This is a genomic window from Agromyces protaetiae, from assembly GCF_030866785.1.
Lineage (GTDB): Bacteria > Actinomycetota > Actinomycetes > Actinomycetales > Microbacteriaceae > Agromyces > Agromyces silvae.
The window spans coordinates 3875618-3892249 of sequence record NZ_CP133018.1 but is presented as its reverse complement, the minus strand read 5'-3'; the positions used below and the strand labels follow the sequence as shown (position 1 = coordinate 3892249).

Genomic DNA, 16632 nt, shown 5'->3' with positions numbered 1-16632 from the left:
AACCTGGAGGCCTCATGCTCGATGTCGACTCACTGGTCGCCGACCGTTCGTTCGGCCTGTCCTACCTGGCAGGCCGTGCGGGAGGAATCCGCCCCGTGTCGTGGGTGCACGTCGTCGACCTCGAAGACCCGTGGAACTGGGTCGGCCCGGGCGACCTCCTCCTGACGACGGGGCCCGGCATTCCCCCGCCCGCAGACCAGCGTGAATGGCTCAGTGCGGTGATCACGTCGGGGGTGAGCGGGTTGGTGGTCGCTCCCCGCCCCGGCGTCCACGAGCTCGGCGCCGCAGCCGTGTCGATCGCGGACGAGGCATCCTTCCCCGTGCTCGCGGCGAGCTTCGACCTGAAGTTCGTCGACCTCGCCAGGCGGGTCATCGACGATACGTTGCGTCGCGAGGGACGCCGGATGGCCGCGGTGCATCGGGTGTTCGACACCTACTCGACGTCGTTGTCGCGCACCGAATCGCTCGACGAGCGGCTCCGGAGTCTCTGTCGAAGTGTCGCGCTCGACTTCGAGCTGTTCGACGATGCAGGTCTCCGAATCGCCGGGACGGATTCGATCACGTCGTTCGACGAGTCGACGACGATCCTGACGTTGAAGCCGCCGATGACCCCGTTCCGGGCCGAGCTCCGGTTGAGGACGCGAGACGGCGCGCGAATCGACCCGGCGCTCGAGCACAGTTTCTCCACGATCGTCGTCCTGGAGCTTCAGCAGCACGCCAGGGACCACCGGGCAGCGTCAGCGGCGGCGCGCTACGTCGTGGAAGACGTCATCAACGGGGTGCGATCTGACGCAGCGCTGGCCGACGCGCTCGAGGAACGGGGGCACGTGCGCGCCGGCCAGATGGTCGCGGCCGCCGTGCAGTGGGAGACGAACGGCGTCGACCGGTCCGCCGCCCCGGCGCTGTGGGGAGCACCCCTGCTCGGGGCGTGGCAGGACGAGACGTTCATCCTGTTCTGCGCGTCCGATCCCCGGGTGCAGTCGGATCTGCGGCAGCGCCTCGGCGAGGGCGCCAAGATCGGTGTGAGTGAACCCATCTCCTCGCTGAACCCGCCGCAGCACGCTGCACGACAGGCGAAGATGGCCCTGGCGTCGGCGCGCCCCGGCGCCCCCCGGGTCTTCGCGCCCGCCGCCGTCACCGCCATCGTCCCGACCGCGCCCGACGAGTGCCGGCTCATCGCCGAGCACTATTTGTCGCCGTTGCTCGCGCACGACCGCGCCCACGACGCGACGTTGCTCGACACCGTTCGGACCTACCTGCGACGTGATCGGTCCGCCGCTAAGGCCGCGGCGGAGCTGCACATCCATCGGCACACGCTCATGTACCGGTTGCGCTCAGTGGCGAAGATCAGCGGCCTCGATCCGACCACGTCGGCCGGGACGGCGATGCTGTGGATCGCGCTCGAGGCCGCCGACCGGGTCGGCTGGCCAGAGGGCTGAGCCCGCCCGCCCGGACTGCCCGACCGCGTGGGCGCGATGTTCGACATCTGGCTAATCTTCGGACTCCGTTTGGGCCAAACGAGCACGCCGTGCCCGCCGTCTTCCGCTGAACAATGATCGGCAACCCCGGCGCCGAAGCCACGTCCGATTCACGTATCGGACGACTCGCCTCGCACCGGACACCCATCACGACGGAGCGAGAAGCCATGAGATCAGACAGGAATCATCCGCGTCGGCTGGCGAGCGTGCTCGCGATCCCAGCGACGATCGCACTCCTCGCCGGCTGTGCGGGGACGGAACCCGCGACGCCGCCGGAAGAGCGCGATCTGGGCACGCCGGTCGCGGGCGAGATCGCCGAGGGCGTGCTCTCGGGAGTCACCCTCACCTACGCCGGCTCCGGTGGCATCCTCCAAGACGGCCAGGCCGAGGCGATCTGGGACCCGTTCGCCACGCAGTCCGGCGCCACGTTCCTCCAGGACGCGTTCGACACCGGAAAGCTCAAGGCGATGGTCGAAAGCGGGTCATCGCAGTGGGACCTCGTCATCACCGGAAACCTCGACACCGCTGAGGGCTGCGGCGAGCTCTACGAGGAGATCGACTACTCCCTGCTGGATGTCTCCAACGTTCCCGAGGGCACCATCACCGACGACTGCATGGTGCCGAACATCCTGTACGGACTCGTCGTCGCGTACAACACCGACGCCTTCGGTGAGAATCCACCGACGAGCGCCGCGGACTTCTTCGACACGGAGAAGTTCCCGGGCAAGCGGACCGTCGGCCAGTCCACGTACCCCTCGCAGGAGATGATCGAGTTCGGGTTCCTGGCCCAGGGCAAGGACCCGGCCGACATCACGCCCGAGGACATCCCCACCGGCCTCGACCTCTACAAGGATCTGGGTGACGATCTCATCACCTGGACCACGGGTGCGCAGGCGCAGCAACAGCTCGAGAGCGGCGAGGCGGTCATGGGCCTGGTCTGGTCCGGACGAGGCTACGGCGCCGCTGCTGCGGGCGCGCCGGTCGCCCCGATGTGGGAGGACTGGATCGTCCTGGTGGACTCGCTCGCCATCCCGAAGGGCGTGAAGGATCCGCAGGCCGCGCACGCCGCGATCAACGTCTTCCTCGGCGCTGAGCAGCAGGCTCGCGCGACGGAGCTGACGTCGTACAGCCCGGTCAACGTCAACGCGGACCCGGAGGTCGACGATCTCCTGCAGGAATGGCTGACGACGGACCGGCTCGACACCGGGCACGCCTCAGACCTCGACTTCTGGATCGAGCACTACGACGCGCTGAACGCGGCATGGGCCGACTGGACGACCGGAAACTGAGCACTCGAGCATGACCACCCAACTCGGCTCCATCGCTGCGGCGAACGTGCTCAGTGACGGAGACGAACCCAGCGGGCAGAAGCGGGCGCCTCGCAACTGGCGCCCACTTCTGCTCCTGGTGCCCGCGTTCGCCGCGGTCCTGCTGTTCTTCGTCGTCCCGCTCTTCGACGTCCTCGTCCGCTCGCTCACCGACCCGCAACCGGGCCTGCAGAACTATGTCTGGCTGCTGACGAACGAGACGAACCTCATCGTCACCGCGCGCACCTTCGGCACGGCGTTCGTCGTGACGCTCGTCTGTCTCCTGCTCGCGTACCCGTACGCCTACCTGATGACCATCGTCAGTGACCGGACCCGGAACGTCCTGCAGCTGTGCGTCATGCTGCCGCTCTGGACGAGCATCCTCGTCCGCACCCTCGCCTGGCTCGTCCTCCTTCAGGACACCGGACCCATCAACGGCTTCCTCCAGGCGATCGGTATCGGGCCCGTCCCGCTCATCCGGACCACGTTCGGGGTCGCGCTCGGCATGGCGCAGGTGCTACTGCCGTTCATGGTCCTTCCGCTGTACTCCGCGATGGCGAAGATCGACCGCACGCTGCTGCCGGCGGCGGCGAATCTCGGCGCCCGGCCGATCACCGCATTCTTCACGGTGTACCTGCCGCTCTCGCGAGCGGGCATCTTCGCGGGGTCGGTGACCGTGTTCATCCTGGGGTTGGGCTTCTACATCATCCCCGCACTGCTCGGCTCATCGAAAGAGATCATGATCTCGGCGCTCATCCAGCAGCAGATCAGCGCCTTCCTGATGTGGGGGTACGGCACGGCGCTCGGCATCTTCCTGCTGCTCGTCACGATCCTCATCCTCGTCGTGCTCAGTCGCTTCTCGAAGGGCGCCAGCCTCTTCCCCGGGATGGACCGCTCATGACCCTGAAGCGAACGTTGGGCGTCTTCGCGATCATCATCGTCGCGTGGCTCATCCTGCCCACCCTCGTCATCGTGCCGATGTCGTTCAACTCGGTGTCCTCGTTCAATTTCCCTCCACAGGGGTGGTCGCTCCAGTGGTACGAGAACTTCTTCACGGATGCCTCGTGGCTGCGTTCGCTCGCCGCATCCCTGCAGGTCGCGGTACTCACCACGATCGTGGCGACGAGCATCGGCGTGCTCGCGGCGCTGGGGCTGTCGAAGGTGCGGTTCCGCGGGAAGAGCGTCCTCGAGGGGTACTTCCTGCTCCCGCTCATCGTCCCGGGCATCGTCCTCGCGGTCGGGCTGTATTCGGTGTTCCTCAGGTTCGGGTTGCTCGGAAGCCTGGTGGGATTCGTCCTGGCGCACACGGTCGTGTCGCTGCCGCTCGTCATCACCAATGTCCTCGCTTCACTCCAGGGGATCGATCCACGCCTGGAGCATGCCGCCGCGAGCCTGGGCGCAAATCGCGTCACCGCGTTCTTCACCGTCACGCTCCCGCTGATCGTGCCCGGGGTCACCGCCGGGGCGCTCTTCGCGTTCGTCACCTCGTTCGACGAGGTGATCCTGTCGCTGTTCATCCAAAGCCCGACGCTGCAGACGCTGCCCGTGAAGATCTTCAACAGCGTCACGCAGACGAACGACCCGACGGTGGCGGCGGTCGCCGTGATCACGATGCTGACCTCGATCGTCATCATGCTCGGCGCCCAACTCGCCACCCGGAAGCGCAAGAGAAAGCGAGCGACGTCATGAGTTCACCGAGCGGACCCGGAATCGCCGCCGAACACGAGAACGAGCTCAGAACGCTCGACCTCGACACCACCGCCATCGAGCAGATCGGCGACGCGGGGATCAGTCTCCGCGACGTGACGAAGACGTATGGGTCCGACACCGTCGTCGATCACATCGATCTCGTGATCGAACCCGGCGAGTTCATGACGTTCCTGGGGCCGTCGGGCTCTGGGAAGACGACCACCCTCAACATGATCGCCGGCTTCACCGGCATCACGTCGGGGCTGCTGCACATCTACGGCCGTCCCGTCGCGAAGCTTCCGCCGCACAAGCGCGACATCGGCATGGTGTTCCAGAACTACGCCCTCTTCCCGCACCAGACGGTTGCCGAGAACATCGCATACCCGCTCAAACGTCGACGGATCGGCAAGATGCGGCAACGTGCGCTGGTCGACGGCGCGATGGAGATGGTGCGGATGTCGTCGTATGGCGACCGCTATCCGTCTGAGCTCTCCGGCGGGCAGCAGCAGCGCGTCGCGCTGGCGCGCGCACTGGTCTACGAGCCTCGCGTCCTGCTGATGGATGAGCCGCTCGGCGCGCTCGACCGCAAGCTGCGGGAGTGGTTGCAGGCCGAGATCACGCGCATCCACCGCGAGGTCGGATCCACGTTCGTCTACGTGACCCACGACCAGGAGGAGGCGCTGTCGATGTCGGACCGCATCGCGGTCTTCAACCAAGGACGCATCGAGCAGGTGGGCGCGGCGGAGACCCTCTACGAGCGTCCCGAGACGCTGTTCGTCGGCCGGTTCCTGGGTGAGTCGACCGTGCTCGTCGGCGACGCCACGCCCTCGACACCGGCGACGAGCACCGTTGAGGTCGGGTCGCACCGAGTGCGCGCACCCGGCGTGCGATCGGGGCGGGCGGCGCTGCTGATCCGGCCGGAGAATCTCACCTTGGACGCCGAACGCGGACCCGAGACGGCAGATCGGGAGCGTCTGCCCGTGACCATCGAGGACGTGACGTACCTCGGGGCCACGCGACGAGTGACCGTACGTCTCCCTGACGGCACCGCCGGCACGGTCCGGCTCGGTAGCGATGCCAGCCACGTCTCGCCTGGGGCGGCGGCTCAGATGTCGTGGAAGACCGCCGATGGGATCCTGCTCGCCGACGACGGCGGCGCATCGGATCCCGCCACCTGAACCCGTGTGCCATCCCGCGCTCCCCGCTCACTCCCCGCTCACTCCGAAGGAGAGCTGCACATGAAGATCCTCATCGCCGGCGCCGGTCTGTCCGGTCTGCACTCCGCCTGGCGTCTGAAGGAGGCCGGCCACGAGGTCGTCGTCTTCGATGCCCGCGACCGAGTCGGAGGCCGTACCTACTCCACCCCCCTCGCCAACGGGGTCATCGTCGATCACGGTGCGCTCACCATCCGATCGGAAGACCATGCGCTTCGTGGTCTCTGCGCTGAGCTCGAGATCGAGATGATCGGCATCGGCTTCCCCGTCGGACGCTGGGAGGTCGGGCTCGACGAGCACCACACCGTCGACGAGGTGAGCTGGCTGTACGAGGCGCTGGGCGCCCGCGCGCACGCGCGGATCGCGAACGGCGACGGCGACGAGTCGCTCGATGCGGCGTTCGAGGCGGTCGTCGGACAGGACTACCGAACGCACCCCACCTACCTCAATACGACCGCGGCGCTGAGCGTGCCGCTCGATCGGCTCAGCGCGAACGGATTCGTCGCGCAGTACTTCGGGTCCGTATGGGGGAGCGACGAGCATGCGGAGGATGGCGCGTTCGACCCGGGCATCGTGGAGCATGCGTCGCGGATCCACGGTGGAAACCAGCGACCGGCGACAGAGCTGGCACGCCGACTCGGCGACGCCGTTCGACTGGGGTCTCCGGTCGTCAACGTGACGCAGGACGCCGACAGCGTGACGTTCGAACTCGCCGACGGATCCACCGTGCACGGCGATGGCGCGATCATCGCGCTGCCGCTGCCCTTGCTCCGCGAGCTCAAGCTCGGGTTCGCGCTTCCGCTGCAGATGCGCCGTGCCATCGACACGCTGGTCATGGGCGCGAGCGCGATGGCCAACTTCGCGCTCGAGACACCGGGCCGGCCCGAGTGCGCCGCCGAACCGACCGAGTGGTGGACGGCGTGCACGTGGGCGAGCGCGTCGAACGAGCTCGCGAGCGAGTCCGCGGTCACCGCATTCTTCGGGACCGATCCGGTCATCGACCGCGTGCTCGAAGGCGGCCCCGAGGTCGCGCAGGCCCGCGTGAGCGCGGTCCTGCCCGGATGCACCTTCCCCGAAGCGCCCGACATCGTGATCACCGACTGGCGCACCGAGGAGTGGAGCCGCGGCTCGTACCCGAACTGGGGCGTCGGATGGGACCCGGAGATGAACGAGGCCTTCGCCCAACGCGTCGTCGGTCGCGTCGCCATCTCCGGGGCAGACACGAGCGGCGCGTTCGTCGGCGGGATGGAAGGTGCCGTCAAGACCGGCCGTATCGCCGCGACCCAGCTGCTTGAGAAGCTGACGCCCTGACTCTCTCTCAGCTGAACGAAGGAAGCACCCATGCGTTGTGATGTCGTCATCATCGGAGCTGGACTCTCGGGGCTGGCCGCCGCGGCCGACCTCCGCGCCGCCGGCGCCGACGTCGTCGTCCTCGAAGCACGCGGCCGCCCCGGCGGGCGGGTCGCACAGCACACCCTCACCGACGGGCGACGGGTCCAACTCGGGGGCGAGGTGATCGGCCCGCACCACGTCGCCTATCGCGCCCTCGTGGACGAGCTGGGATTGACGCTCGAGAACTCGTTCACCGACCTCCCGGGTGAGGACACCCACGTACTCGCCGAGCAGCGATTCATCGGGGACGACTTCGGGTGGCTCACGGTCGCCGAGCGCGACCTCTACCTCAGGTGCGAGCACGAGTTCGGGAAGCTCGCGGCGAGCGTCGACCCGGACGATCCGTGGTCCCACCCCGACGCGGCGGCCCTCGACCGGACCTCCGTCGCCGACTGGCTGCGCGCCCAAGGTGCCACGCCGAACGTCATCCGCGCACGCTCCCTCGCGATGCTCGCGCTCGCCGCCGAATCCCCGGAGCGGACGTCGCTGCTCGCGGACCTCCGCAAGGAGGCGACCGTGCCCACACCACGGTTCTACGACTACGTGGCCTGGGAGAGCCTGCGCGTGCGAGAGGGGTCGGCCACCGTGCCTGCACGACTCGCCGAGCGGATGGCATCGAGCATTCATTACGACAGCCCGGTCCGGAGCATCCGGATCCGTCCGTCGTCGTGCGCCGTCACGACTCGCGACGGCGAGCGCTACGAGAGCGACGCGGTGGTCTCGAGTCTGCCGGCCGGACCTCTCCGCGATCTGCACATCGACGGCGTCTCCGACCGGCGGCTCGCGTCACTGCGGGCGCAACGTCACGCGAAGGTGAGCAAGGTCGTCGCGGTCTACGACGGCTCCTTCTGGGAGGGGCAGGGGCAGAACGGCTCCTCGTACCTCGAACACGGCCTGGTCGGCGGCACCTGGTCGCAACGCGACGGCGTGCTCTCCGCACTCGTGCCTCCCGAGCGACACGGTGTGTTCGAGGCATCGCCCGCGGAACACGTCCGGGGCGAACTCCTGCAGGACTTCGCTCGAGCGTTCGGGTCGGCGGCACTGAACCCCACCGACCTGTTCATCCGCCGGTGGGGCCTCGATCCGTGGACCCAGGGATACATCACCGCGTGGCGTCCCGGTGACGTCATGCGGGTCGGCCCGCTCCACGCGACCCACGAACCCCCCTTCTACGTCTGCGGATCCGACCAATGGGTGTGCGGCTACATGGAAGGTGCGGTGCGTACCGGCCGCGCGGCCGCGGCGGCCGTCCTCGCCGATGCACGGGACGCCCGCGCGCGTTCCGACCGAGGTCACGAGAGGACCACGACATGACGATCGACACCCACCCCGCACGGATCACCCTGACGCTCACCTGCCCCGACCGGCCCGGGATCGTGCACGCGGTCACGGGGTATTTCCTCGCTCGCGGCGGCGACATCGCCGAGAGCCAGCAATACGGCGACCCGGACAGCGGGCGGTTCTTCATGCGAGTGGAGGTCAGGCTCCCGCAGGGGCTCCGATCGCTCCAGGAGCTTCGCGCGGAGTTCGAGCCGCTCGCCGACTCGCTCTCCATGCAGTGGACGCTGGCCGACACGGGCGCGAGAACCCGCGTGGCGATCCTCGTGTCGAAGTTCGACCACTGCCTCAACGACCTCCTGTTCCGGTGGCGGTCGGGGCACCTCTCGATCGACGTGCCCGTGGTGGTCTCCAACCACCGCGATCTCCAGCCGCTCGTCGAAAGCTACGGGGTCGAGTTCGTGCACCTCCCCGTCACGCCGGACACCAAGCCGGCCGCCGAGGCCGCACTCGCCGACCTCGTCGACGACCGGGAGATCGAGCTCGTCGTGCTCGCCCGGTACATGCAAGTGCTGTCCGACGACCTGTGCCGTCGACTCGCCGGACGTGCGATCAACATCCACCACTCGTTCCTGCCGAGCTTCAAGGGCGCGAAGCCCTACCACCAGGCGCACGCCCGCGGCGTGAAGCTGGTCGGTGCGACCGCGCACTACGTGACCGCCGACCTCGACGAGGGGCCGATCATCGAGCAGCAAGTCATCCGCGTCGACCACGCCACCAGCGTCGAGCAGCTCACCGTCGCGGGTCGAGACGCCGAGGCGCTGGCGCTCGCCCGTGCCGTCCAGTGGCATGCCCAGGGCCGCGTTCTGCTCAACGGCGGCAGCACGATCGTGCTGCGCTGACGTCTGGTTCTCCGAACTCATCTCACGCAAGGACCCGCAATTGGAACGTCTCGTCGACAAGAACCTGTCCGCCTCGATCTTCCGGCCCTCCGGCGCCGAGCCGTCGCTCCCGGAGCGGGCCCGCACGGTCGTCATCGGTGGTGGCATCATCGGCACGAGCGTCGCGCTCCATCTCGCGGAGCTCGGCGAGTCCGACATCGTCGTCCTCGAACGCGCAGTGCTCGGAAGCGGGACATCCTGGCACGCCGCCGGACTCGTATCCAGCCTTCGGAGCAGCCACGCGATGGCCGAGCTCGCCCGCTACAGCGTCGCGAGGTACGCGACGCTCGCAGCGGAATCCGGCATGGACGTGTCGTTCAACCAATGCGGGTCCATCATGCTGGCTCGAACCGACGGCCGGATGGACGAGCTGCGCTACATGGAAGCGCTTGCCCGGCAACTCGGGGTGGCGGCGAAGCTCCTGACGCCGCTCGAGGTCACTGAACTCTGGCCGCTGGCGACCGCCGAAGGGCTCGTGGGTGCGCTCCACCTTCCTGAAGACGGACATCTCAATCCCGGCCACGCGGCACTCGCGTTCGCAAAGCTCGCGCACGAGCGCGGGGTCTCGATCGTCGAAGGCGTCGAGGTCACCGGGATCCGTGTCGTGGACGGCGTGGTCACCGGCGTCGCCACGTCGGACCGTGAGATCGCGTGCGACCGTGTGGTCATCGCCGCGGGTCTCTGGGGTCGTGACCTCGCTGCATCCTGTGGCGTGAACCTCCCCCTCTATGCCGCCGAGCACGTGCACGTGCGCACCGAGCCTATGGAGGGTGCGGTATCCGGTCTTCCGGTCCTGCGGGACATGGACGGATACCTCTACGTCCGTCACGAGCACGGCCGACTGCTCGTCGGGGCATTCGAGCCCGAAGGGATCCCCAGGTCGGTCCAGGAGATCGACACGAGTGGCTTCGCCGAGTTCCCGGCGGATTGGCCGCACTTCGACGGGGTGCGTCAGCATGCGGAACAGCGGGTGCCCACCCTGCACGGGGTCGCCTACGACCGATTCCTCAACGCTCCCGAATCGTTCACGCCCGACGGCAACTTCTGCCTCGGCGAGTCCGCGGAAGTCGCGAACCTGTTCGTCGCGGCGGGCTTCAACTCCCAGGGCATCATCTTCGCGCCGGGCGCCGGGAAGGCCCTGGCTGAATGGATCGTCCGCGGCTCGCCCACCTTCGACGCGTCTTCGGTCGACGTCAGGAGGTTCTCGGAGATGCAGAGCAATCGCCGCTATCTGCACGCACGGACCGAGGAGGCGCTCGGCCGCCTCTATGCGATGCATTGGCCGCATCTGCAACCCGTCACGGCGCGGGGCATCCGCCGGACACCACTTCACGAGCGCCTCGTCGCCGCGAACGCCGGCTTCGGTGAAGCGGTCGGCTGGGAACGAGCGAATTGGTTCGCGCCCGCCGGGACGACCCCCCGCTACGACTATCGCTACGGCCGACAGAACTGGTTCGAGGCCGTCGGCGAGGAACACCTCGCGGCGCGCGAGCGGGTCGCTCTGTTCGATCTGAGCTCCTTCACGAAGGTCGAAGTCGCGGGGCCGGATGCCCTGGCGGTGCTGCAGCGGTTCTGCACCGCCGACGTCGACCTCGCGGTCGGACGCGTGCGATACACCCTGATGCTCAACGGCAGCGGTGGCATCGAGCTCGACGGCACGGTCGTGCGTCTCGATGCCGAACGGTTCTGGGTCATCACGCCTGCGGCCACGCAGTGGAAGACGATCGGCATGTTGCAACGGCTCGCCCGAGGCACAGCCGCGGCGGTGTTCGATGCCACGGCCGGATACGCGACGCTCGCCGTGATGGGCCCGCTGAGCCGAGCGTTGTTGGAGCGGATCTCGCCCGAGGACTGGTCCAACGACGCGCAGCGATACACCCATGCCCGTCGCGTGGAGATCGCCGACGGATATGCCTGGGCCCTCCGCGTGAGCTTCGTCGGGGAACTGGGCTACGAGCTCTACCCGCCGGCAGACCTCGCCGTCAACGTGTACGACGCGATCGTTGCGGCAGGTGCGGATCTCGGATTGCGCCATGCCGGCTATCACGCTCTGGACTCGCTGCGGATCGAGAAAGGGTACCGGCATCTGGGCCATGACATCGGCCCGGTGGATGACCCGTTCGAGGCCGGCCTCGGATTCACGGTCTCGACCAAGAAGACCGCGGATTTCGTCGGGCGCGAGGCGCTGAAGCGCCGAACGCCGGAAGCGCTCACCCGTCGCGCCGTCTACCTCGCACTCGAGGACCCCGATGCCGACCTCTTCCACGACGAGAGCATTCTGAGTGGGGGGCGTGTGGTCGGACGGGTGACCAGCGGCGCCTACGGGTACACCGTCGGTCGCGCGTGCGGCATCGGCTACATCGATGCGGATGTCCCCGATGACGCGGAGTTCACGGTCGATTGCGCAGGCAGGGAGGTGCCAGCGGTGATCTCGCAGGAGCCGTTCTACGACCCCCGCGGGACGCGCCTGAAGGGGTGAGCGCACCGCCGGTGCGCGCTGCGCTCAGATCGCAGTGGGAAGCGCGCTGCGGCTGATGATTGACGACGGGAGATTATTACCGTAATAATGTGACGCACGACAGGACGAACGCGCAGGGAGGCACGGGACGTGGAGCCAGAGCAACGCACTGACATCCCTCGCGAGGAGCGACTCGTCGCCGATCTGCAGGGCCGACGGATCTCGCTGGCCAAGGCGATCAACTTCGGCTTCGTCTCCATGCAGATCGGGCCGAGCATGGCGATCTTCGCCGGGTACCTGCTGCTCACCGGCGGCGGCGGGAGCTGGTTCTCGATCGTGCTGGCCGTTCCGCTCATCCTCTCGGTCACCGAGGTGGTGAGAGTCTTCTCGCAACGCTTCGTGGCGACCGGTGGCTTGATGACGTACCTGGTCCAAGCGAACCGTCGGCGCTCCGGGCTCTTCGTCGGAAGCGCGAACCTGATCGGCTACCTGGCCCTGTCGGCAGCCGTCGCGACCTCCGTCACCTACTTCGCGCAGGCGGTGTTCTACGACCTCGGCCTCGATGTGCTCAGCTCGCCCGGTGCCCAGGCCGCCACCTTCGTGATCGTCGGCGCACTGATGACGGTGACCGCCTTGACGGGTCTTCGCATCGCCTCGACGGTCGCCATCGTGCTCGGCGCCGCGTGCATCCCCTTCATCGTCTGGATCACGGTGCAGGCCCTCGCCGTCGCCCCGGACGTGCACTGGGGGGCGCTGTCGCCGGAGTTCGGGAACATCGCCCTGCTCGTCGCACCCGTGACGCTGGTGCTCGCGAACTTCATCGGGTTCGACGGGCTGGCCTTCCTCGCAGCCGAGACCCCGGAGCCGCAGCGCAACGTGCCTCGCATCCTGCACACCGTCGCGATCGGATCGCTCGGCATCTACCTCGTCATCGTCGTCGCGCAGATCCCGGTGCTGAGTGCGCATACCGATGCCATCGCCGAAGGCTTCTCGCCGCTCTCGATCCTCGCTGCCGCCGCGGGGCTGGAAGGACTCGGGACCCTGCTGAACGTCATGCTCTGTCTCGCACTGTTCGCCGCCGGGATCGCCACGCTGACGTACGGGAGCCGGCTCTTCGCCGCGGCCGCGACGATCGGGTTGCTGCCACGCGCGGTCGCCACGCTGACGCCCGTCTCGCGGACGCCGATCGTCGCCATCGTGATCCTCGGGATCGCCGCGGCGGTGCTCCCCGCGATCGTCGCCCTGTCCTTCGGGATGTCTCCGATCGAGGCCGGCATCTACTTCGCTGAGGGCACCGCCTACATGTGGGCTGCGCCATACGTGGTCGCAGCGATCGCGGCGGCCGTGCTCGTGTGGCGGTCGCGACGCAGAGTGCTCATCTCGCTCGCCGCCACGATCGTCTGCGCAGTGGGCTATGCCGCATTCCTCGTGTACGTCCTGAGCCTCGGCTGGGCCACGCCGGAGACGGCGCTGCCCTGGATCAGCTCGGCGCTCATCCTCGTCGTGTTCCTCGTCGTGCTCATCGTCGATCAGCGCCGAGGTCGCGCCGCCGACCTTCGGGTGCTCGACGAATCGGTGTAGCGCGCGACCGCAGGGCGGTCAGGGTTCGATCAGCAGGAGGTCCACGAGTTGTGCGATGTGTCGTTGATCCTGCGGGGCGGTCTTCGTCGACGCGGTCGAGGCCAGCCGCAGCTCGAATCCGTCGATCGCCGCGACCAGGATCCGGGCAGCATCCGCGATCGGAACACTCACCGTGACCGCCCCCGCGTTCGCGGCCGTCGTGATCGCCTGCTCGATCGCCGACTGCCACTCGTCGAAGACCCGCGAGACCAAGGTCCTGAAGCGATCGTCACGCGAGGCGAGCGCACACAGTTCGATCCAGACGACATTGTCCTCGGAGTGGGAGAACTCCTCGGCCATCTCGGTCAACAGAGCGCGGATCCGTCGTTCACCGTGGTCGACGGTGCTCAGCGCGTCGTTCCACTGCCGGATGTGCCGTGTGGCGGCATATTCCAGCGCCGCTGCGAGAAGGTCATCCCTCGTCTCGAAGTAGTACTGAACCATTCCGGTCGTGACCTCGCAGCGGGCCGCCACGTCGCGGAGGCGGACTGCGGCGAATCCCTTCGCGGCGATCTCGGATGCCGCGGCAGCGATCAGACGTTCGCGGCGACGTTCCGGCTGCCCCTCGCGCGCATCGGGCGAAGGAACGAGGGGGTTCGGCTTCGACCCGTCAGGGGGTGTGCGGGGGGCCGACGCGATGCTCATTCGACGATTGTCCACGACCCCTGCACGCGGCTCAAGCCGCCGGGCCGGCACATTATCACTGGAACAACGAACTGATGTCGGTGGACGAAGGACAGCCGGTCGGCCGAGTGTCGGAACTGCTCGTCACGGCCACGAAGGGGTTCGCGCTGCACTCCGTGCCCAGTATCGAAGTCGATCGAACGCGCATCGTCGGCAACCGTGAGTTCTTCCTCGTGGACGTCGATGACTACCTTTACTCGGTGCCACGGGATCCCGTCTTCCTGTCCTGGTGGACGGCATTCGACCGCTCAGCCGGGACCTTCTCGATCGGGCACGGTACCCGCGTCGTCGCGTCTGCACCGATCGAGCATCCCGATCCGGTCGGCGTGTTCCGCCTCGACGACAGGACGGTTCAGGCCTGGCCATGCCCAGGTCCCTGGGATGCGATCCTCTCCACGCTCGCCGGACGCGACCTCCGGCTCGTGCAGTGCGCCGGCACTGAGGGCGGACACGACGTCTACCCGGTCACGGTGGTGTCGACGGCCTCGCTCGCGGCACTCGGTACCGAACGCGACGGCACGCCGGTCGACCCGCGTCGGTTCCGCCTCAATCTCACACTCGACCTCGGAGGCACGCCGTTCATCGAGGACGCCTGGGAAGGACGCGAGATCGCGGTCGGCACGTGCCGTCTCCGGGTGCGGGAGAGCGTCCCGCGCTGCCTCGCGGTCGAGCACCGGCCGGCCGACGGCGACCGTGCCCTGCAGATGCAGAAGCGCATCCGGGAGGTGCGGGGTGCCACCCCGAGTCGTTGGGGGCCCAATGTTCCCTTCGGCTGTTACGCGGAGGTCCTGCAGCCGGGGATCGTGCAGCTGGACGATCCGGTCCTGCTGGTGCCGCCTCCGGCCGACCCGGTCGACATCGAACATGGAGAGGCACCACGATGAGTCTGGTCATCACCCGCAGCTGCTGCGCAGACACGACCTGCATCGCCGTCTGCCCGGTGCAGTGCATCCGCCCCCGGCCAGGAGACGACGACTGGGGCACGACCGAGCAGCTCTACATCGACCCCACGACGTGCATCGAGTGCGGGGCGTGCGCGCAAGCATGCCCGGTCGATGCCATCGTCCTCGACACCGAGCTCGATCGGGAGTCCGAGCCGTTCGCGACGATCAATGCCGAGTACTTCGCCGCACGCCCGCTCGGTGATGTCTCGCCGCTGCCGATCCAGCGCCGCCGCCCCGCTGAGCGCGGCCCGCTTCGCGTGGCGATCGTCGGCACGGGCCCGTCGGCCATGTACGCCGCCGAGGAACTCAGTGAGCTGCGCGGCGTCGAGGTCAGCATCTTCGAGCGGCTTCCCGTGCCGTTCGGGCTCATCCGCTCCGGCGTCGCACCCGACCACGATCGCACCAAACGCATCGGCGACGTGTTCGCTCGGATCTTCGACCGCAGAAACGTCTCGTGCTGGTTCAACACCGAGATCGGTCGCGATCTCTCGATGGATGAGATCCGATCACATCATGACGCGGTGATCGTCGCCACCGGGGCCCCGGACGACCGGGCGTTGGGAGTTCCCGGCGAAGCGCTTCCGGGGTCGCACGGCGCCCGCGAGTTCGTCGCCTGGTACAACGGTCACCCCGACTACGCCGATCGCGACTTCGATCTTCAGACCAGGCGCGCGGTCATCATCGGCAACGGCAATGTCGCGCTCGACATCGCCCGCGCGCTGACCCGCCCCTCTGAGCTCTACGAGCGCACCTCGATGGCCGATCACGCCATCCGGGCGCTGGAGAGAAGCGCTGTCGAGGAGGTGCACGTCGTGGCGCGACGCGGACCCGCGTTCGCCGCGCACAGCACGGCCGAGCTCACGGAGCTGGCACACCTCTCGGATGTCGAGTTGCTCGCGGAATCTCACGAGATCGCCACGACCGCCCACGACGAGGCCGATGCGCTCCTCCGGCGTTCCGAGGCAGACCTTCAGCGACGCCTCGCGATCGTCGCCGATGCCGCGTCGAAGACCCCGAGCAGCGCGAAGAAGGTCGTGCTGCGATACCGGCTGACGCCGACGCGGATCACGGGCACCGACCGAGTCGACGGCATCGTGCTCACGCGGCCTGACGGAACCGTCGAGACGATCGAGACGTCGCTGGTCCTCCGTGCCATCGGCTTCCACGGTCGCGCCACGCCCGGCCTGCCATTCGACGCGGCGACGGGGACGATTCCGAGCGATTCAGGCCGCGTCGTCGACCCGGAGACGGGCGAGCGGATCCCGGGCGTGTACTGCACCGGGTGGATCAAGCGTGGTCCCTCGGGTGTGATCGGGACCAACCGGATCGACTCCGCCGAGACCGTGGCGGCGCTGCTCGCGGACCATGCCGCCGGCATGCTTCCCGCGCCGACACGGAGTCCGGCCGAGTTCGCGCGCCTCGTCGAGCGGGAGCACGCCGAGGCGGTCACGGGTCGCGGATGGCGGCGCATCGACGAGCGGGAGACGGACGCGGGAGCCGCGCAGGGCCGACCGCGGGTCCCGTTCGTGTCGGTCGAACAGCTCCTCGCCGCCTCGCGCGCCGCGGCGACTCGGAGTCGATGAATCCGGTGCCAGGCCGCGTACGTCACGCCAGACCGGGCGGGCGG

At 68.2% G+C, this 16632-nt stretch carries 13 protein-coding genes; 12 read left to right on the top strand and 1 reads right to left on the bottom strand.

The genetic code is table 11. The annotated features are described in order from the left end of the window. Positions 1 to 14: 14 nt before the first annotated feature. The 10 genes from QU602_RS17785 to QU602_RS17740 all read left to right on the top strand — a co-directional run bounded on the left by QU602_RS17785 (position 15) and on the right by QU602_RS17740 (position 13338). Positions 15 to 1439 (top strand): PucR family transcriptional regulator, encoded by a 1425-nt coding sequence (locus tag QU602_RS17785; protein ID WP_308797782.1) that lies wholly within the window; start codon positions 15 to 17, stop codon positions 1437 to 1439. 245 nt (positions 1440 to 1684) lie between these two features. Next, positions 1685 to 2767, top strand: a complete 1083-nt coding sequence (locus QU602_RS17780) for an extracellular solute-binding protein (protein ID WP_308797781.1) — start codon at positions 1685 to 1687, stop codon at positions 2765 to 2767. 10 nt (positions 2768 to 2777) lie between these two features. Further along, positions 2778 to 3686: an ABC transporter permease gene (locus QU602_RS17775; protein WP_308797780.1), complete on the top strand. Its 909-nt coding sequence runs from the start codon at positions 2778 to 2780 to the stop codon at positions 3684 to 3686. Further along, a complete protein-coding gene (locus tag QU602_RS17770) occupies positions 3683 to 4474 on the top strand; it encodes an ABC transporter permease (RefSeq protein WP_308797779.1) in 792 nt (263 codons plus the stop codon). The genes QU602_RS17775 and QU602_RS17770 overlap by 4 nt, the downstream gene beginning before the upstream one ends. Beyond that, positions 4471 to 5652: an ABC transporter ATP-binding protein gene (locus tag QU602_RS17765; protein WP_308797778.1), complete on the top strand. Its 1182-nt coding sequence runs from the start codon at positions 4471 to 4473 to the stop codon at positions 5650 to 5652. Before QU602_RS17770 ends, QU602_RS17765 begins: the two co-directional genes overlap by 4 nt. 60 nt (positions 5653 to 5712) lie before the next feature. Next, positions 5713 to 6999, top strand: coding sequence for a flavin monoamine oxidase family protein (locus tag QU602_RS17760; protein WP_308797777.1), 1287 nt, complete (start codon positions 5713 to 5715; stop codon positions 6997 to 6999). A gap of 30 nt (positions 7000 to 7029) precedes the next feature. After that, complete coding sequence (locus QU602_RS17755) at positions 7030 to 8394, top strand: flavin monoamine oxidase family protein (protein ID WP_308797776.1); 1365 nt, start codon at positions 7030 to 7032, stop codon at positions 8392 to 8394. Beyond that, entirely contained in the window at positions 8391 to 9260 is an 870-nt protein-coding gene (purU, locus tag QU602_RS17750; RefSeq protein ID WP_308797775.1) for a formyltetrahydrofolate deformylase, read from the top strand. Before QU602_RS17755 ends, purU begins: the two co-directional genes overlap by 4 nt. A gap of 40 nt (positions 9261 to 9300) precedes the next feature. Further along, positions 9301 to 11778, top strand: coding sequence for a GcvT family protein (locus QU602_RS17745; protein ID WP_308797774.1), 2478 nt, complete (start codon positions 9301 to 9303; stop codon positions 11776 to 11778). A gap of 129 nt (positions 11779 to 11907) precedes the next feature. Beyond that, positions 11908 to 13338: an APC family permease gene (locus tag QU602_RS17740; RefSeq protein ID WP_308797773.1), complete on the top strand. Its 1431-nt coding sequence runs from the start codon at positions 11908 to 11910 to the stop codon at positions 13336 to 13338. An 18-nt stretch (positions 13339 to 13356) separates the two neighbouring features. Here QU602_RS17740 and QU602_RS17735 read toward each other — a convergent pair whose 3' ends face one another. After that, the gene (locus tag QU602_RS17735; protein ID WP_308797772.1) at positions 13357 to 14022 is read right to left on the bottom strand and encodes a TetR/AcrR family transcriptional regulator; all 666 of its coding nucleotides are present in this window, start codon (positions 14020 to 14022) and stop codon (positions 13357 to 13359) included. A 74-nt stretch (positions 14023 to 14096) separates the two neighbouring features. Between QU602_RS17735 and QU602_RS17730 the strand changes: the two genes are divergently transcribed. Further along, a complete protein-coding gene (locus QU602_RS17730; protein WP_308797771.1) occupies positions 14097 to 14945 on the top strand; it encodes an MOSC domain-containing protein in 849 nt (282 codons plus the stop codon). Next, on the top strand, positions 14942 to 16588 hold the full coding sequence (locus QU602_RS17725) for an FAD-dependent oxidoreductase (RefSeq protein ID WP_308797770.1): 1647 nt from the start codon (positions 14942 to 14944) through the stop codon (positions 16586 to 16588). The genes QU602_RS17730 and QU602_RS17725 overlap by 4 nt, the downstream gene beginning before the upstream one ends. Positions 16589 to 16632 lie beyond the last annotated feature (44 nt).